At 56.7% G+C, this 18719-nt stretch carries 14 protein-coding genes and 2 pseudogenes; 11 read left to right on the top strand and 5 right to left on the bottom strand.

Annotated features, from left to right (window positions below; translation table 11 throughout):
* Positions 1-87 precede the first annotated feature (87 nt).
* A complete protein-coding gene (locus tag BN3002_RS07820) occupies positions 88-1995 on the bottom strand; it encodes an alpha-glucosidase (protein ID WP_058237384.1) in 1908 nt (635 codons plus the stop codon).
* Complete coding sequence (locus BN3002_RS07815) at positions 1992-3359, bottom strand: glycoside-pentoside-hexuronide (GPH):cation symporter (protein ID WP_058237383.1); 1368 nt, start codon at positions 3357-3359, stop codon at positions 1992-1994. The genes BN3002_RS07820 and BN3002_RS07815 overlap by 4 nt, the downstream gene beginning before the upstream one ends.
* 379 nt (positions 3360-3738) lie before the next feature.
* Here BN3002_RS07815 and BN3002_RS11490 point away from each other — a divergent pair.
* Both BN3002_RS11490 and BN3002_RS10930 read left to right on the top strand, forming a co-directional pair.
* Positions 3739-4002: pseudogene (locus tag BN3002_RS11490) on the top strand (helix-turn-helix domain-containing protein); the annotation flags it as partial.
* On the top strand, positions 3972-4637 hold the full coding sequence (locus tag BN3002_RS10930) for an IS3 family transposase (protein ID WP_117394374.1): 666 nt from the start codon (positions 3972-3974) through the stop codon (positions 4635-4637). The pseudogene BN3002_RS11490 and the gene BN3002_RS10930, both read left to right, overlap by 31 nt.
* On the opposite strand, the pseudogene BN3002_RS10790 reads toward BN3002_RS10930, so the two are convergent.
* Positions 4634-5755 (bottom strand): annotated as a pseudogene (locus BN3002_RS10790) (IS3 family transposase). The gene BN3002_RS10930 and the pseudogene BN3002_RS10790 overlap by 4 nt on opposite strands.
* 170 nt (positions 5756-5925) lie before the next feature.
* Here BN3002_RS10790 and BN3002_RS07795 point away from each other — a divergent pair.
* The 9 genes from BN3002_RS07795 to BN3002_RS07755 all read left to right on the top strand — a co-directional run bounded on the left by BN3002_RS07795 (position 5926) and on the right by BN3002_RS07755 (position 16533).
* Positions 5926-6108 (top strand): LPXTG cell wall anchor domain-containing protein, encoded by a 183-nt coding sequence (locus BN3002_RS07795; protein WP_058237381.1) that lies wholly within the window; start codon positions 5926-5928, stop codon positions 6106-6108.
* Between the two features lie 335 nt (positions 6109-6443).
* Positions 6444-10928 carry a G5 domain-containing protein gene (locus tag BN3002_RS07790; protein WP_058237380.1) on the top strand — a complete coding sequence of 1495 codons (4485 nt, stop codon included), beginning with the start codon at positions 6444-6446 and terminating at the stop codon, positions 10926-10928.
* Between the two features lie 28 nt (positions 10929-10956).
* Positions 10957-12018 (top strand): YPDG domain-containing protein, encoded by a 1062-nt coding sequence (locus BN3002_RS07785; protein WP_058237379.1) that lies wholly within the window; start codon positions 10957-10959, stop codon positions 12016-12018.
* A gap of 195 nt (positions 12019-12213) precedes the next feature.
* A complete protein-coding gene (locus tag BN3002_RS07780) occupies positions 12214-12447 on the top strand; it encodes a hypothetical protein (RefSeq protein WP_016455163.1) in 234 nt (77 codons plus the stop codon).
* 670 nt (positions 12448-13117) lie between these two features.
* Positions 13118-13435: a hypothetical protein gene (locus tag BN3002_RS07775; protein ID WP_058237378.1), complete on the top strand. Its 318-nt coding sequence runs from the start codon at positions 13118-13120 to the stop codon at positions 13433-13435.
* On the top strand, positions 13432-14559 hold the full coding sequence (locus BN3002_RS07770) for a hypothetical protein (RefSeq protein WP_058237377.1): 1128 nt from the start codon (positions 13432-13434) through the stop codon (positions 14557-14559). Before BN3002_RS07775 ends, BN3002_RS07770 begins: the two co-directional genes overlap by 4 nt.
* A gap of 197 nt (positions 14560-14756) precedes the next feature.
* Positions 14757-15305, top strand: coding sequence for a hypothetical protein (locus tag BN3002_RS07765; RefSeq protein ID WP_058237376.1), 549 nt, complete (start codon positions 14757-14759; stop codon positions 15303-15305).
* Positions 15305-15811, top strand: a complete 507-nt coding sequence (locus tag BN3002_RS07760; RefSeq protein ID WP_058237375.1) for a hypothetical protein — start codon at positions 15305-15307, stop codon at positions 15809-15811. The genes BN3002_RS07765 and BN3002_RS07760 overlap by 1 nt, the downstream gene beginning before the upstream one ends.
* Entirely contained in the window at positions 15808-16533 is a 726-nt protein-coding gene (locus BN3002_RS07755) for a hypothetical protein (RefSeq protein WP_058237374.1), read from the top strand. The genes BN3002_RS07760 and BN3002_RS07755 overlap by 4 nt, the downstream gene beginning before the upstream one ends.
* Before the next feature lie 105 nt (positions 16534-16638).
* Here BN3002_RS07755 and BN3002_RS07750 read toward each other — a convergent pair whose 3' ends face one another.
* Complete coding sequence (locus BN3002_RS07750; RefSeq protein WP_082628601.1) at positions 16639-17838, bottom strand: sensor histidine kinase; 1200 nt, start codon at positions 17836-17838, stop codon at positions 16639-16641.
* The gene (locus BN3002_RS07745) at positions 17835-18503 is read right to left on the bottom strand and encodes a response regulator transcription factor (RefSeq protein ID WP_058237373.1); all 669 of its coding nucleotides are present in this window, start codon (positions 18501-18503) and stop codon (positions 17835-17837) included. The genes BN3002_RS07750 and BN3002_RS07745 overlap by 4 nt, the downstream gene beginning before the upstream one ends.
* Positions 18504-18719: the final 216 nt, after the last annotated feature.

Raw genomic sequence — 18719 nt, 5'->3', positions numbered from 1 at the left:
GCGGAGCGGCACAGAATCGAAAGATCCTGCCGTGGCGAGTATGGGTCTCAGATGCCCACGTGCCGGATCGCGGATCGCTCCTGAGTGTTAGTCGAGCAGGCGGATCAGCACCCCGTACGGCGGCAACTCATCGGGACGAGGGCGTTCGCTCCTAACCGTTGATCCCAGTGATGTCATCACAGTTCGGCCGGGCATCCGTCTCACGCTCAGGGGACGCCTGATCGTTCGCTCTGACAAGTTGACCTCAACCAGGTAGTGCCCGCGCGTCCACGCTGCATAGTGCCCGCTGCGTGTGAGCAGCGTGAAGTCATCGTGTGCAAAGTACTGGCGCACACTGATCAGATAGCGGTAGAAGTTCAGAACCGAATGCTCATCGTCCAGCTGTTCGGCGGCGCTCCATCCCGCCTCCATGTCGGTCCCCGTAATCCACGGCTGGCCAGTCGTGAAGCCACCCTCGACAGTCCAGCGCATGGGGACGCGCGCATGATCGCGTGAACCAGCGAGGATGCGGTCCCAGGCCTCATCGCGCGCCGCACCGCCGTCGATGAGTTCGCGGAAATAGTTCAGTGATTCGACGTCGCGAAGCTGGTCGAGGCTGGTGAAATTCTGGTTGACTGCGCCGAGCTCCTGCCCCTGGAAAATGAAGGGCGTGCCGGGCAGGGTCAGTGAAATCGCGGCGATCAGTTTGGCCACCGCACCGCGCCAGCGCGGATCGAGGGTGATCTTGCTGACGATGCGCGGATTATCGTGATTCTCCGCGAAAATTGCCATCTGGTCGCTGGGCCCCAGACGGCGCAGGTAGCGCAGATAGAAATCCAGGAAGTAGGCGGGAGGATAGCGGTAGTCATCCCAACGGATCTTTCCGGGGGGCTCAAGGACGTCGAAGTTGAAGATCAGATCCATTTCGCGACGCTGCCGATTGGTCAGAAGGCGACCTACCTCGATGCCGATCCCCGGTGTTTCACCCACCATGAGAGCGTGGGAGCCGTCCGGTCGTGTGAAGCCTGCCGACCTCAGCTCACGCAAATAATCGTGCAGATGAGGCCCGATGAAGTAGCGCTCGATGCCGGTGAAACCGACCAGCTCACCCACTGCCGGCACGCCATTGGGCAGGCCCGCGTTTTTCGAAATGTAGTTGATGACATCCATGCGGAAACCGTCGATGCCTCGAGCCAGCCAGAACTGCACAATGTCGGCAACTTCGCGACGAACCGCAGGATTGTCCCAGTTCAGATCCATTTGCGAGGGTGCGAACAGGTGCATGCCCCAACGCTTGATGTCATCAAACCAGCGCCAGGCCGACCCGGAAAAGAATGACACCCAGTTGTTGGGCGGCGCGTCGGAAGAGCCTTCACGAAGGAAGTAGTACGCCGCCTTGTCGCCGTCTGGATCACGCAGCGCTTCCTGGAACCATTCGTGCTCGGCGGAGGAGTGGTTGACAACCAGGTCCAAAATAATGCGCATATCGCGCGCGTGAACCTGTTCGATGAGCTCGTCCAGATCCTCCATCGACCCCATCAGATCCATGACTGCGCGATAATCTCGCACGTCATAGCCCATATCATCGTTGGGTGAATCGAAGATGGGGGAGAGCCACAGGCAGTCAACGCCCAGTGTTTGAAGGTAATCAAGTTTGCCGATGATGCCGCGCAGATCACCGATCCCGTCGCCGTTCGAGTCTGCGAAACTGCGCGGATAGATCTGGTAGAAAACGGCGCCCTGCCACCAGGGGGGCTCGGACTGTCCCTCGGTGTGGGTGTCGGCGTCATCGAGCCGGTCGGGATTCATCTCCAACAAATCCGTGAGCGCCGCGACCAGTCCCGGCGCTGCTCGCCCAGCCACGCGATCCAGAACCGTCAATGGGAGCCGGCGCGTCAGCGGGTTCACGATGAACGAGGGCGACACTCCAATCTGCAACGCGATCTTGTCCAGGACGTCGCGTCCAACAGGGTGGTCGTACACATCACCGAGGGTGCGCACAGGGTGTCGGGTCATCGTGCTTCCTCCTCGGGTGTGCTGGTTTTTTCACTGTCTTGCAGGCTTGCGACAATTGAACTGTATGTGGCTTCGTCAATGCGATAGCCGTGCCGGAACACCAGGAACGCCGCGACGGTCAGAATCAGGGGGACGACCATCATGAACAGCCGGAAAATCCACGTGCCCGACTCGGCGACATCGGCAGAACTGGTGGCGCTCTCCACACCCGACCAGATCAGGCAGATACCCATCAGGCCCGAAGAAATTGCACCGGACAGCTTATAGATGAAGGGCTGCAGGGAAAAAGTAATGGACTCGTTGCGCCGCCCCAGCTTCCATTCGCCGTACTCCACACTGTCCGCGATGTACATCATGAGCAGCACCTGGAACAGTGCCTCCCCGAAGAACAGGAACAACCCGGCGCACAAAATGACGGCCATGTTGCTGCCGGCACAGATGAACACCACGTATCCCACGACGGAAGCGCCGCACCCCAGGGTGAAGACCTGTCGCCTCGGCATGCGGGCAGAAATCAAGGGAAATACCAGCAGCGTGCCCAACTGGGTCACGCCTAGAACCAGCGCGAAAACCGGGTACTTGCCTTCGTCTCCCACCAGGTACTTGAAGTAATGCAGGCCCAGGCTGGTCAGCAGGGTGTAGCCGGACATATACAGCAGGAACGTCAGCGACACCCACAGCAGCTGATCGTTCTTGAAGATGACGCTGACGAGTTCGCGCAGCGGCGTCGACTCCGACTTCACATGCACGGTCTCGTGCGCAAAGATCAGCGTGATGGACTGGAAAGCGATCGCAATGATCGACAGCACGATCGCCAGCAGCTGCCAGGCACGCTGCGCATCCCCCAGCACACCTGTGAGCCACTGAGTCACCGGCACGATGCCGACAACGATGGAGAACAGGCCAATGTTCGCGCAGATACGTGTGACCACTCCGATGCGTTCACGCTCAGCCTTGTCGCGGGTCAGTGACGGCATCATCCCGTAGTAGGAGATGTCGTTCATCGTGTAGGCGACCTCGAACACCAGGTAGACCACGATGAACAGCGTGATGAATTGCCAGCCTCGCACCCCCCAGTCGGTGAACAGCAGCACCGTGCCAATGCACCATCCGCATGCGCCGATCGTGATCCACGGTTTGAATTTGCCCCACCGCGTGCGCGTATTGTCGACGACGTAACCCATAAACGGATCATTCACGGCGTCGAAGATCCGCATGAGCACCAGCACGACGGTGACCGCTGCGAGCGCACCGGTCGACAGGTCCAGGACGTCGGTGAGGTAGAACATGAGGTACATCGACACCATTCCGTACATCATGTCGCGCCCCAGCGTCCCTAAACCGAAACCCAAGGCGTTCTTCATGGCGTCAATCCTCACTGTTTGATGCGCAGCCTGCCAGCGGCAGGTAGCGCCACCATTGTACTGAGTGTGCAGACCGCGTGGCCTTTAATGGAGCATGTCGCTTATGAAGTGTCCCCCGGAAGTTGGACTGGATTATTCAGTTTCTTTTTCCGGGGGACATTTTCATGGTTTCTTCTTTATCTTCATTGACTGAGTCTGATCAGACGCGTTTAGTTGCTTTGTTTGAGCAGGGGTGTGGTGCCGCAGCGGCTGCTTCTTACCTTGGCTTGAGTTTCAAGCCGTGCGATCGTTTCTATAATCGGTGGCGTATTCATGGCAGGCTTGTTCTTGTGAATAAGTCACATAAGCGAGTTTTACCTTTGAAGTCAAACGTGATGCTGTTCAACGCTTTCTGGCCGGCAAGACCCGGATGAGTATCGCGCAGGACTTGGGATTGGCTTCTGTCAACGTGGTGACGAGCTGGGTGCGGATCTATCGCGACCAAGGCGAAGACGGCTTGCGCCCTAAGCCTAAGGGCAGGCGACCTAAGACCGGTCCCAGGGTGTTATCTCAAACTGAGGAACTTGAACAACGGATCAGGGACTTAGAAGCGGAGAACGCCTACCTAAAAGCATTAAGGGACTTGATGAACAACGAGCAATAGACCGAGCTCGAGTAATCGTTACACTCAAGTCCCATCATGATCTCGATGTTCTTTTGCGGGTAGCGCGATTGGCCAGATCAACGTTCTACTACCATCAAGCCCGCCTAGGACAGCCAGATAAACATGCTGATCTTCGAGCCAAGATCAGAACAATTTTTGAAGCTTCGGGCGGTCGGTATGGTCACCGTAGGATCCGACTCGCCCTACACCGCCAGGGCCTGGTGGTCTCTCGTAAACTCGTCGCCAAGCTTATGAAGCGTGAAGGACTGACCTGCCTGGTCCGTCAGAAGAAACGCTATAACTCTTACCGAGGCACACTATCGACCATTGCCCCAAACGTGTTAGCCCGCGACTTCACTGCTACTAGCCCGAACCAAAAATGGGTCTCTGACGTTACCGAGTTCCGTCTCGGATCGTCCAAGATCTATCTCTCACCAATCATCGACTTGTTCGATCACTCAGTCGTTTCCTACACGGTCGGGAAATCAGCCAATCTTGAACTGACCAACACCAGTCTCCGCAAGGCTTTGAACAAGGCTAAGCCGGGCCCGGGTCTGGTAGTCCACACCGACCAAGGATTCCAATACCAGGGGTCTGCTGAGGGTTTGGTTGACAGTTTTCCTTCTGATTTTTAGGCCGCAAGGGATGCGGCTGGTTCCATGATTGTTTCGTATTCGATTGGTGTCAATTTACCCAGTGCTCGTTGCCGTCTTTTCCTGTGATATGTCCGTTCAATCCAGTGAGTGATCGCGGCAGATAATTCACGGCGCCTGTTCCAAGAGCCACGATCAAGAACGTTCTTTTGTACAAGAGCGAAGAAAGATTCCATCGCAGCGTTATCCCCACACGCTCCAACTCTGCCCATAGATCCCCTCGCGCCGTAAGATTTCAGCGCGGCACGGAATATTCTAGAACGAAATTGCGAGCCACGATCAGAGTGAACGATTACGCCATGGGGATTGCCTCGTTTCCTCATCGCATCATCGAGCGCCGCCACCACGAGGCGTGATTTCATTCGCCCACCGGTCGCATAGCCCACGATTCTTCGCGAGCACAGGTCTTTGATCGCACACAGATACAGCTTGCCCTCTTTGGTCCAATGCTCCGTAATATCTGTAGCCCACGCAACGTTGAGCGCATCAGCGTGGAAGTGACGCTGTAACAGGTCATCATGTACTGGAGCACCCGACTTCTTCCCACGCGGCTTACGCCTAGCGATCACCGAGAACACCTGAGCATGAGAACACAATCGCCATACTCGACGCTCAGAAATCTCTATCCCTTGATCATGGAGCTCGTCTGCTATCAGGCGGTAACCAAATTCAGGATCGTCACTGTGAATCTGGCGAATCTTGTCTATAAGCTATACTTCTTGGGCTTGCCTGTTCGAAACTGGCTTAGCAGCCCATTTATAAAATGCTTGGCGGGAAAACCCCAGTACCCGAGCCGCTACCGTCAAGGTCGCCTTACCCGCCTTGATCAGCTTTTCCACGGTCGGGAAGACCCTTTTGGGCGAATCGCTTCTTGAGACAGGTACGCCGCCGCGGCACGTAGCACTTCGTTTTCCATCTCCAACTCGCGAATCCGTTTCAAAGCCTGGCTTATCTCTTTAGCCGCTACCGGATCGGCAGACGGTTGCATCCCCTGAGCCTGCAACCTCGCATCAGTAATCCATTTTTGCAACGAGGAACGCGAGATCCCCAAATCAGCACACACCTGACGGCAAAGTAACCCCAGACTCCACCAACGCCACAGCATCAGCTTTGAACTACTCTGAATACAACTCCAACATAATCAACACCCTTCCCTGCCCCGCCCCAGCGAAACAAGCTAGACGTCAACCAAACCCTCAGCAGACCCGCTAAGCCTGGTGACAAGATCGTAGTTATCGTCAAGGACAAGAACGGCAACGAGATTGATCGCGTGACGGTCACCGTTGAGAAGTCTGCCGCTGGCGATATGACCACCGAGCCGGGAGTCAAGAAGTTTAAGCTTGTACGCACCGGCGCGCAGGTATCAGGACTCGTTGGTATCGCAGCCGCAATGGGCGTAGCAGGCCTTGGCCTGGCGCTCGTGCGACGCCGTCGAGAAGGCGAGGAGAACTAATCGCCTAGCCGACGAAACACCGGCATAACAGTACGGGGGTGAGACCTTAAACGGTCTCACCCCCGTACTCACATAAAACCTCAAACCACAGGCGTGCTACCGGGACAGAGGTCAATAGGCTATTCGTCCCATACAGTGCGTAATATCGCCTGCGTAGTGTATACACTCGCCTGTAAAGCCGTTGTCCGCGAATGGTATAGTATACGGGTGCCCCACGGACGAGAACGAAGTCATAGTGCGTCGGAGGATATGGGCGGCCACAAGTCAATACTTACTTCATTGGGGCCATTGAGACTTCCAGAATGTCCCAGGACTAGTTGGAGGAAGGAAAATACATGCGTATGCCACAACCCGCCACCGAACCAAAACGCGCTTTGCGTCGTTCTTGGGTTACGCTATCAGTCGTAGCTTTGGTAGGAAGCGCGCTTGGAGTTGCACCAAGCTTTATCGCCCCGCAGTCAGCTGCTGCGGCACCATTTACCGGCGGCATCCGCGAAAAATCCGGAGCGATTGAGAAGGATGCTCAGCTGGCCTCGGACTTGCCGGCCGGTTCATGTGTTGTTGAAGACTCGGCCCCGTCTGGCAGTCAGGCAGGCTTCACTTGGAATACATTGGAACCGAGCGCCACCAGCCCTTCTAAGACCGCTTGGGGATTGAGTCTTTCCTTCGATAACTCGAAGGACCGCACGTTCGCTGATTGGATTTTTACTAATTCGGGTCGCCTCTCCGCGTTTTTGAATGCGGCTCCTGTGTCTTCTCTGGACGCTGGCAAGGTCCTTTTCGACGGTGATGGGTTGGTTACCCACAAGGCCGATGAAGACATTCAGATTACCGGAAAAGGGGCTCAAAGGGCCCTTGTGCTTGTAGCGGACTTGACGGAAGATAAGGTAAGTCAGTACGCGCAGGCTGGTTCCGAAAATCCCGTGCGCTACGCGTGGAAGAGTGACTACACGCAGGAAAATACCTCGCCAGGTGGTGCCAAAGCGACGAAAGGCAGCAGTGTTTATTTCTCCGCAGTTGTGAATCCGTGGCCAAGCGAGAACATCGAATGTAACCCGATTACGGTGTCTTGGGAAAGCTTTGAGAAGCACGTGATCGTCCCAGGCGAAGAGACCAAGGTCGGTAAGATCAACATCCCGGCTGTGAGCGGCCAGGGTATGGATGACTCAATGTCCCGTATGGTCGTGGAGGCCTACGACGGCAACGGCAAATTCATCGGCACCTCGGACACGGAGGCGTCCGGTGGTACTCAGAACCCGCGTATCGACGAAACGACCGGCGAGATCTTCTTCACCTGGCCTGAGTACCGCGGTACGGGCCTGGCCACTGACAAGAACGTGAACTTTTCCGTTCTGGCAAAGCCGCGTAGCGTGGACCAGCTGCAAGCTGCTAGCGAAAACAACGACCCGGATGGAGAACCTAAAGCGTTCGAAAGCTCCAACTCGCTGAGCCGTTACAACAAGGCAAACGTCATCGACTCCAAGGCGTTCTCTCTGGACGACACCGAGTATCACAATCCGCAGTATGACAAGACCGATGCCTCCATCATCTCTGGCGTCGATAGCGAAACTGGCCCGTTGGCTACTGCGCCGCAGAAGGTCGTCTTCACCCAGACCCCTGATCTGATTAAGGAACTGAAAAAGAAGAAGGCTGACGGCGGCTTCGAGGCTAAGGTCGAGTTGGACGAGAAGTACGTCTATGAGGGTTGGACCGTTGAGATGGACGGTGACTACAACGTCACCGTCACTGCTCCAGAGAACCCGAAACCGGGTGCTTTCGCGCAGCCGAAGATCACGGTGGAGTACTCTAACGGCTCCACTGACGTGCTACAGCTTATGGTAGTTGTTGATCCGAACAACACGCAGGTGACCGACCTGGTACGCCCGGGCCTGTCCAAGGGCAAACTCAACCAGGAAATCACGTCCCAGGTGGGCACTAGGTCCATCATGAAGGGCCACGAGCCTGTCCACCCGGCCAAGTTCGAGATCGACCCAGCCACCATTCCAGCCGGCTGGACCGTGACCGTCGATGAGACCGGTAAGGTCACCGCGAAGGCAGATGACACCGTTGTCCCGGGCACGATTATTACGCCGAAGCTCAAAGCTACCTACCCGGACCAGACCACGGATGAGATCGAGGTCCAGTTCCAGGCGATCGTGGACATCAAGATCCCGAACTATGACACGGTTGCGGGGCAGCCAAACGCGAACGTCAGCCTTATTCCGGAAATCCCGGAGCGCGGTCTGAGTGGTAACACGTCAGATGAGGCGCCGCAGCGCTACACCTTCGAAGACGGCACGAACGAAACCACTCTTACCAGCAAGGACGGTAAGACATGGACCGTTTACGTCGACGAGAAGACTGGCGAGATCACAACCACGATTCCGAAGGGAGCGCAGGAAGGCGACATCCTGAACGTTCCCGTCCAGGCCCACTACAGTGAGGAAGGCAAGCAGAAGCCGCAGACGGTTATAGGCACTGTCGTCGTCATCAAGGGTGACTTGAAAGCGTCATACGACGTCCAGGTGACCGGGCCGAATCAGGCCGTCGACCACCATGTTGATGGTGCTCCAGACGGCTCCACGTTCTCGTTCGGCTACGCGGACGGCAAGCCCGTGCTGACGCAGACCACGGATAACGGCTGGAAGTACACTATCGATCCTAATACCGGTGTGGTTTCCTCCACTCCGCCGGCCAATTCGAAGCCGGGTGACAAGAACACCGTTACTGTCAAGGTGAATGCGCCTGGCGGTCTGACCACCGAGGTTCCTGTAACCACAGTGGTGAAGTTGATGAACAACTGGGAGTCCAACCCGGTTATCCCGCCGAAGACGGTGTACCCGGGCGACACGGTGACATCGCCGCTGGCAATCGAAAAGCCGGAAGACATCAAGGTTGCTGAGAACAAGCCTTACGAGATTGCTCCGTTACCGGAGCACATCACTCCGACCGGCGACACGAACGAGTTTGGCAACCCGACCTACACGCTGAAGACTGATAACGGCGACTGGATCGTTAGCTTGGATAAAGATGGCCACGTCATCTCCACCGCGCCTAAGACCGCGAAGCCGGGTGACCAGGTCAAGGTTCCCGTAACCGTGACTTATGAGGACGGTTCTAAGGACGTCACGTCCGCTGTGGTCAACGTTGTTAAAGTTCCGGAGCGTGAAGTCCCGTTCAAGGTCGAGTACAAGTACGACGACACCATTCCTGCCGGCGAGTACAAGGTTGAAACTAAGGGCGTGCCTGGCGCTGAGAAGATGAACGCGGACGGCACGTGGGAGGGCACCAAGGCGCCGGTCAACGAGGTTGTCCTCGTCGGTACCAAGCCTGCTGAGAGCGCCAAGGACGTGACCTGGACGGTTCCGATCCCGTACCCAACCGAGGTTCGCGAAAACCCGGATCTAGCCCCTGGTGAGACAAGGGTTGTCCAGGAAGGTGAGAACGGCGAGAAGACCTACACCGCTAAGTTCACCGCTAAGGGTTCCGAGGCTCAGGTTGCAGAGGAACAGACCACCAAGGATGCGAAGCCTCGCATCATCGAGTACGGTCCACGCTTGGGTGCTAGCGAACTGGTCACCACGGTGAAGAAGCCTGTCCCGTTTGAGACTGAAGTTGTCTTCGACGACACTCTGGCAGCTGGTAAACAGAAGGTTGACCAGGAAGGAAAGCTTGGCGAGGACACCGTAACCTCGACGCAGAAGCTTGTTGATGGAAAGCCGAACGGTGATCCAGTGGTCGACACCAAACGCACTGCAGAGCCGGTCAAGCAGATCATTCGCGTTGGCACCAAGACCACCGGCACTGAGACCTCCGAATACGAGGTGGATGTTCCGTTCGAAACCGAGATCATCTTCGATGACACGATGGATGCTGGCAAGCAGGAAACCGTGCAGGAAGGTGTTCTTGGCAAGGATAAGGTAACCACTACCCGGACCATTGAGAACTCGCAGGTTGTGGATACCAAGACCGAAACCAAGCGCGTGGCGGAGCCGGTCAAGAAGATCATCAAGGTCGGCACCAAGGGCAAGCCTGCCTCAACCACGGTTGAGTGGACGGAAAAGACTCCGTTCGAGGTCGAGGTGCGGGTCAACCCTGAACTGAAGCCTGGTGAAACCAAGGTTGTTCAGGAAGGCAAGCAGGGCGAGATCAAGCACACCGTCACGGTGAATGTTGAGAACGGGGAGGTCTCCAAGAAGGATTCCTCCGAGAAGATCAGCGATCCGGTTAAGCACATCGTTGAGGTTGGCCCTGCCAAGACTCAGACAACGTTGACGGACAAGCACACGGAGAAAACTCCGTATGACACTGAGATTGAGTTCGATCCGAACCTCGAAGTTGGCAAGATTGTTGAGGACCAGGCCGGTGTATTCGGCGAGAAGGAAATCACCAAGACCTGGAAGCTCGAGAATGGAGAGCCGGTAGGCGATCCGGAAACGTCCGAGAAGATCATCAAGGATCCGACAACGCGCAAGCTACGCGTTGGCACCAAGTGCGTCTGTGAAGATCCGACGGACCCAGCTAACCCGTGTGACCCGACGGACCCAGCTAACCCGTCTGACCCGACGGACCCAGCTAACCCGTCTGACCCGACGCAACCTGGTGACAACCCAGGTGAGACAACGCCGGGCACGACGCCAAGCGACAAGGTGACTACTCCGAGCACTGAGGGCAGCAAGTCTGCTAAGTCGGGCGTTCAGAGCGGTTCATCACTGGCCCGCACCGGTGTGAGCGTCGAGGGCACACTAGCAGCGGCCGCAGCGTTGCTACTGGCAGGCGCAGGCCTCACCGCGATGCGCAGGCGAAACTCCCAGCGCTAAACGAGCAGTAGCGAGCCTTAGGGTAATAGTGACCGGAGTGTACGGCATAATGCCGTACACTCCGGTCACTAATACCGCCGACTACAATGCAACGGATAAGCCGGCTGCGCCTGGCGTAACGGTTACTCCTGCGTTTAGCGGTGACCTGTCAGCTCTGCCTTCGAAGGTTGAGTGGCGTGACTCCAAGGGCACAGTCTTAAAGACCTGTGAACTTGACCAGTCCAAGGGCATCAAGGCTCAGGTTGCAGCTTGCACCTTTGATATCCCCGAGACTGCCAAGACGGGCGACTACTTCAACGTGGTTCTAGTTTCTGGTGGTAACGATGTGTCCGCATGGACTGTTCTGGTGACCAAGGAATCAGACGAATACGAGCCTGCGTATGAGGGTAAGTTGGTTGTTCCTGGTCAGGAGACGAAGTCTGCTCCTTCCTTTACTGGTAAGGATGGTAAGGGTGTAGATGTTCCTGAGGGTTCGAAGTTCTCGATTGGTGATTACAAGGCTCCTGAGGGTTATGTAGTGACGATCGATGAGAACACTGGTGAGATTACGGTTACGTTCCCGGATGGGTCGAAGCTGAATAAGGACACTGTTGAGAAGTTTGATGTTCCTGTTGTTGTGACCTACCCCGATGGCACCACCGACAACGTGACTGTCACTGTCACGGTTGGCGAACCTGACACCAAGACTCCGGACTGGAAGGACGGCTCTGGCGAACCGGGTGGCAAGGTCGTAATCCCGAACGATGGCGGCCCTGTTGAGGACGGCACGACGGTCGACACCGACGGCCCCGGCAAGGCAAAAATCGATGGCGACGGCAACCTCGTTGTTGACATCGACGACAACGCTAAGCCTGGTGACAAGATCGTAGTTATCGTCAAGGACAAGAACGGCAACGAGATTGATCGCGTGACGGTCACCGTTGAGAAGCCTGCCGCTGGCGATATGACCACCGAGCCGGGAGTCAAGAAGTTTAAGCTTGTACGCACCGGCGCGCAGGTAGGAGGACTCGTTGGTATCGCAGCCGTAATGGGCGTAGCAGGCCTTGGCCTGGCGCTCGTGCGACGCCGTCGAGAAGGCGAGGAGAGCTAATCGCCTAGCCGACGAAACACCGGCATAACAGTACGGGGGTGAGACCTTAAACGGTCTCACCCCCGTCGCCAATTTCTCCTATAGTCCGAACAGTGCTGAACGAAATTTCGGTGAGGCACCAAAACAACGTTGTTTGCTCCGCCCGGCCAAATCCGTGATATGTACGAGCGCAAATTTGTAAGACCTGCATCTCAAGTGAAGTTAAAGTACAAAAGTAACCTTGCCTGTTTTGTTTTGAAAACCAAAACCTTCATTTATGGCACCCTAGTGGACCACGACTACTTCACCGGGCAGCCCTTTGGCTCTTCCAAACCCCAAAATGTTCGCGGTATGGATCACCCCTCAACGGCAATCCAGAACGTTCGTGAAGAAAAAGGTAAGAACGCCGTGCTGCTTCTAGACAACGGCGACGCTGCGCAGGGCTCATGAATCGAAATGGTGTACCACTCGAACCGGACAGATAGCACTGTTGACCCGATGGCTAGTGTGTTCAACTACTTGAAATACGATGCGGTGGGTGCTGGTAACCACGAATTCAACTACGGCCTTGAAGCCCTAACCGCCTAGAATTAAACCAGTCCAACTTTCAGGGGCTAGTTCACTTAACAGGGCATGTCGCTGCGTGGTGGAGCACTGGCGGGGCGTGCCAGGTTGATCTGTCTTCGGCTCTCACGCCCGTCCATATAGTGAAATTCCAGTGCGGAAGCCAGAAATGCCCGGTTCGATGTAGGTGTTTTTGATGTGGTCGATTGCACTATGACGTGTCGGGGACGGGGCTGTGAGGGCCTGCGGTTCCGCTCCTCAATAGTCGTGACGCCCGCGCGCGAGGTAGGAGCGTCGATGAGTGTTCTTCCTCGTGAGAGAGGTGCCCGCGGACGTGGATTATGCAGCCCGGTGGATGCTGGAGGCGGCAAGGCCTCGCTCAGTGTTGGCGTGATTGACGAGGGCGGCCGACCCGCTTGTGACGGGCGCCTGAAAACTGCTCACATTCTGTTTACCCACTGTTTAATCTGAATCCCTAACCTAAGTGCGGCAATCGAAGAGTTGGCGTGGCGCGTTGGTCACGACGTATCTGCGATGAGACATGTAAGGGGATCGTATGGGCGATCTGAAATGGAAGCAGGATCGGTCGCAAGCAGCACAAGCGCGATTGAACGACGCGAACAGCACGTTCGCGGGAGTGAATTTCGGGGCGCCGCCTGATTTTGGCAAGTCCACGGCAAGTGTGAATGCTGTACTGAGCAAGTTTACTGAAGGCCTGAAAGCCCTGGCTGATGGAACAGGGAAGGTGAGTGGCAGTCTGTCGACCGCTGATCAGAATTTCGAAGCTTCAGAAGCTCGAATCTTTAGCGAACTTACCTCGGTTTACCCCCAGGGCGGGGTTTACTATCCCCAGTCAGGAGGAATGGGTAAATGATTGACACCAAGCTCGATATAGAACCCGAAACGCTCTCCTCCTGGAAGAGTGGAGTCCTCCTGCATGGCAGGGGCCAAGTGTACGACGGTATTAAGGACCTCGATCGGGCCAATAGCATCGTGCAGTCTGAGCTGGTGGGCTACACGGCAGCTGAAGCGTCCGCGGCTATCCAGTCTGCCACTAAATCAGCGCAGGAGATCCATGATGAGATCGAAACTTTTGCTGGTGCCGTTGACTCATTTGTGACGTTGATTCGTTCATGTAAGACCCGCCTCAAAGACATTGAAGGTCGGGCGGCAGCAGGCAAGCTGATTGTTATCCCCAAGACTTCAATCGAACTGCCTCCGCCTCCGCCTCCGCTGCCGGTTCCGGCGGATCCGGTGACGAATGCGGCTCTCATCCAGGCGTGGACTGAGTACATGGAAAAGCAGGCCCTCTATTCGACCCTCGCGGGAGAGGTGAGCATCGTCCGCCGCGATGAGGACGTGGCTCACAGTGAGCTGCAGAACGCATGCAGTGCCGTTACTTCCGCCAACTGGCTGGTCAAGGCTTTCACTGGGATGTTCTCAGGTGGCGGTACGACGCTGGGCTTCCTGAAGATGCTGAAGTCCCGCACCGGCGATGCCGTCAAGCTTATCAAGGGCATCAACTTCAAGCTCAACGGTGCCACGTTCGATCCGAAGAGACTCGGAAAGCATTTCAAAGATACGCCAGAGGTTCGGTTCCACACATTTAAAGACAAGATCAACCTTGGTAAGGGATGGGGAGATTCGCCAGAGATCCTCGACAAAGTCAGCAAGGTGACGAAGCATGCTGGGCGTGTGCTCACCGCTGTTGATGCTGGCACCACCGCTTACGACCAGTGGAAGACGGACAGTGCGCTCAATCCTGGTATGGGAACCGGAGAAAAGGTTGCACGTGCCGGAACCCGAACGCTGCTGGAAGTCGGCGGTGGCTGGGCTGGCGGCAAAGCTGGTGCGATGGGTGGCGCAGCTATTGGTATGGCTGTTGGCGGACCGATCGGAGCGGCCGTTGGCGGCATCATCGGTGGCGTTGCGGGTGGTGCCGGCGGTAAGTGGCTTGGCGGAAAGGCAACAGATTTTACCTTCGGCCTGTTCGACTAGCGCCAGCAAGACCGCTACTGATGTGTGAGTGTTGTGCATGGTGATTAACGCTGCAATGCGTAGTGACCTCAAGGTAATCTGACAAGAGCTGAGGATTTGGATGTGGCTGCGGACTGACGGTGAAACCACTTCGCGCGTTGCCCGCCGCTACTCCATCCACGGCAGTACAGGCTCTGTAGCTGAGGATGAGGAAATCGATGGATGATTTTTCGAGTAGTGATACCTTCTGGATGATCACACTGGCATTCTTGTTTGGGGGCCTCATCCTGGCTCAATGGGCTCTTGCGATGTTTTCAGACTCCATGCTCGGAAAACTCGCTCGCTCAGTTGGGAACATCTTCGGATGGTGGAAAAACTCCGAAGCACTGACCACTCCTGCCATCGGTCTGGCGTTCCTGCTTTTCGGAGTTGCATTTACTGCTGGAACACTGGGGATGAGCAAACAGGGAATGCGTATCATCGTCATCGTTGCAATGGCCTGTATGGTCGTCGCGCTGATATCAGTGATCCCTTTCCGTCTGCCTGACGCGATGTATCCGGAGAAGCGGTTGGAAAAACGTCAGCAGCAAGCCCTGACTCAAGTCGATCCGGGCTCGTACCCGGCCGATCGCCTTCGTGCTGAAGGTATCGTCCCGCCTTCCCACAGTGATCCGACTACTTCCCACAGTGATCCAACCCGCCTGACCCAACCCGAACATCAAGAATTTAAGTCCGACAATAACCACCGAAGCGATGGAGGATTTTGATGAGTCCAACGAGTAGTGACGCTGAGTTCGTCACTCTTCCCGCAGACTGGGAAGAACTCAGCACTGAAGAAAAAGTGCAATTCACCCAGCAAGTGCCGGAAGAAGGCCCGACTCAGCAGATGCTCCAGGAAGTTGAGAGCACCTTCCCGCTGATCGCACTTGGTCCTGAAGCTGCATCAGGGTTCCGCCCCAGCCTCGTCGTGACGAAAGCCGCGACCGGGTCGGACGATCCGATCGACTGGTACGACGGCACGTTGCGTCAACTCGTCGAATCTATCCCCGGATTCCTGGTGCTGGAAAACGCAGCATGGGAAAACGAACACCTCAATGGTGTAGCCCGCATGGGGGTCTACATGATGGAGGATCTGTCCGTGTCGTCGTGCCAGTGGCTGTGGGTGAACGGCGAGGCCGGACTGACCGCCACCCTGACATGCGCGACACGCGAATTTGACCCGATGTACGACACGTTTGTTGAAATGTCGAATAGCTTGAGGAACCCACAATGAGCCGTTTTAACCCTGAAGAATCAGCTGCAATTCTCAACGAGGCCGACTGGGAAGCCCTAACCGATTTGCTGGACGGCAAAGCTGACACGAATTCAGACGGCTGGAAGAATCTGGTCGACCTGGGATTCATCAGCGATGAGGAATCCCTGACGGACGGTGCCGAACGCCTCTTCGCCGGTCTGTTCCAGCGTTCCCACATGATTCAACTGACCCGCATCGCACCGTCGGAAGACGTCAAACGGATCACCCTCACCGTGTGGATTTCTTCAACGGACGTCACGTGGATCGTGCCCGAGGGTGACTCGATGAACCTGTTCCGTTCCGACCCGGAAGAAGTTCCCTCACTGATTTTGCGTTGGCTGGTTTTCGGGCCGCACATGAATGTTTTCGACGGCCCACTTCACTTGCCCTCCGACGTCATTCGTCTGGCACACCAAGGTGATGTCGATCAGCTGCAACGCGTCATCGCCAGTGAATGCCGAGGTCACGACGACACAGGATTTGGCAAGGCCGGTCTTGAGGGAACCTGGGCGATGAATGTGTTCGACATTTTCGCCGCGGTGGACGAGCAGATGGCGCCCGCTGGATCCCTGCTCTTTCTGAGTGCTCCGACGTGCCTGTACGCGATGGACGGCACCAAGGCCGATGAACCGGAAGTGGAGTTGGCAGGGCTGACATCGCCGCTCGCGTGGCAGATGATCAACCCCTACCTGTTCGCCTGATCGATCCTGCGGCCTCCACGCGAGGCCGCAGGTCTTTGCTGAGCTGCCCGCCATATCTCTGGGGTGGCAATACTGACCGGGATCACTATCTCTGGCCGGACGTCTTCACGTGGTGCGGGGCGTAGCCCGTGTCGCATCCACTGAACGGCTGGCAATGCGCGCTGTTGCAGGAACGGTGAGTGTCACGCTCAGACCACCCTCGTCGAGTGCGGAAATAGCGACTCTGCCGCGGTGAGCTTGAGCGACAGCCTGCACGATTGCGAGTCCCAGGCCATGTCCGCGCGTGGTACCGGCTGTACGTCTGGATCCACGCACGAAAGGCTCACACAGTGAGCTGACGGTATCAGCATCGACGAGGGGACCGGTGTTGGTCACGTTCAGCACTGCGCAGGAAGCACTGGCATAAGGCGAATGGTGTACCTGCAGGGTGACGTTCACAGATCCATCCGCCTGGTTGTAGGTGACGGCGTTGCGCAGCAGGTTCGAGACTGCCTGGCGCAACAGCACCTGATCTCCAGTAACTGCAGCGGGAGTGATGCTCGTATGGATGGCTATACCATGGTCTTTCGCCAGAGATTCAACTTCATGGACGGCTTGGCGAACAATTTCGGCTAGATCCACCTCTTCGCGCGCCAGCATCCCGCCTTGAGCTGCCGACAGATCCAGCAGCGCATCCACAGTCTGAGCGTTGGCGTGATTGGTTTCGCGTACCCGTCGCAGAAGGTCCCGCAGTTCCTGAGTGGTCGCATCCGGATCAGACAGCGTCACATCAATCATTGTCTGAGTCGTGGCAAGAGGAGTACGCAGCTCATGCGACGCATTGGCCGCGAACTGCTGCTGGGAGCGCAGTGACTGATCGACCGAATCAAGCATCGCGTCGAACATAACGCCCAGCTCGCGCACCTCATCATCCGGTCCCTTCAGGTTCAGGCGGTAACTGTAATCGCCTGATGTTGCCAGAGCTGCAGCTTTCTTCATGTCAACCAGCGGCGCCATCACGCGTCCCGCCACGATCCACCCGACCAGGCCGGAAAGAAGCGTCAGAATCGTCAGAACCAGAAGCGATGTGACCAGCATGGTGTTGAGCATGGAGCGGGCCACTGGGATCACCAGGTCAAAACTGGCGCTTTGCCCGTCAGGCGCGGGAGGAGCGAACGTGGTGTTCAGTCGCATCGGCACCAGGCGCATATAGGCGTACACCAGGCCAATCATCACCAGGCCCACACCGCCCACCAGTCCCGCATACGACAAGGTCAGGCGCATTCGCAGGGTCAGGCGGCGTTCCCCGCGCGGTGTCCTCGTCATCTGTCTGCCTCCCCAAAGCGATATCCTGCGCCCGGCACGGTTTGAATAACCCAGGGGGATCCGAGCCGCTGACGCAGATGTGAAATAGTGACGCGAATCGAATTGGTGAAGGGATCAGCGTTCGCGTCCCATGCGCGCTCCAGCAGCGTTTCCTGGCTGAGGACCCCGCCGTCAGCCTCCATCAGCAATTCCAAAACTGCGAATTCCTTGGGGCTCAGACGGACGAAGCGCCCATTGCGGTAAACTTCGCGACGGAACGGGTCCAGACGCACTCCGCACGATTCAAGGACAGGTTCTCGTGCCGGTTGAGAGCGGCGGCCGAGAGCTCGCAGTCTGGCAACCAGCTCCGGGAACTCAAACGGTTTGACCAGATAGTCGTCAGCTCCCAGTTCGAACCCCGTGACGCGTGCGTTGAGCGTGCGGGCGGCAGTGAGCATCAGGATGCGCACCTCAGGGTAGTGGTGCGCGAGAATCCTGCACACCTCGTCACCATGAGTTCCCGGCAAATCACGATCCAGAACTATCGCGTCGTAGGAAGAACTACGCACCATCTCCAGCGCGTCATCGCCATCGAAAGTCACGTCAACAACCATTGCTTCGCGCCTCAGCCCCTGAGCGATTGCCTGTGCGAGATATTCTTCATCCTCGGCGATGAGAACCTTCATAGTGGTGTGCCTTTCATTCATTCCTCTTGACGAGGGCGACTCAGTTGAGCCCCTTCCGCTGGCGACATCTTAACGATGTCAGTGTTAGCAAAACATAAACAAAAACCGCAACGCTACGGCAACGCATGATGCGTTTAAATCTCTTCAGACGCGTGGAGTACTGATCCGGGTACCTCGCGCAAACTGCAGGACCAAATACGTGGAGGAAATTGACGA

The organism is Actinomyces ihuae (assembly GCF_001457875.1).
GTDB lineage: Bacteria > Actinomycetota > Actinomycetes > Actinomycetales > Actinomycetaceae > Pauljensenia > Pauljensenia radingae_A.
Note: the sequence above shows the minus strand (reverse complement) of the source record. Positions and strands in the feature narration are given on the sequence as shown.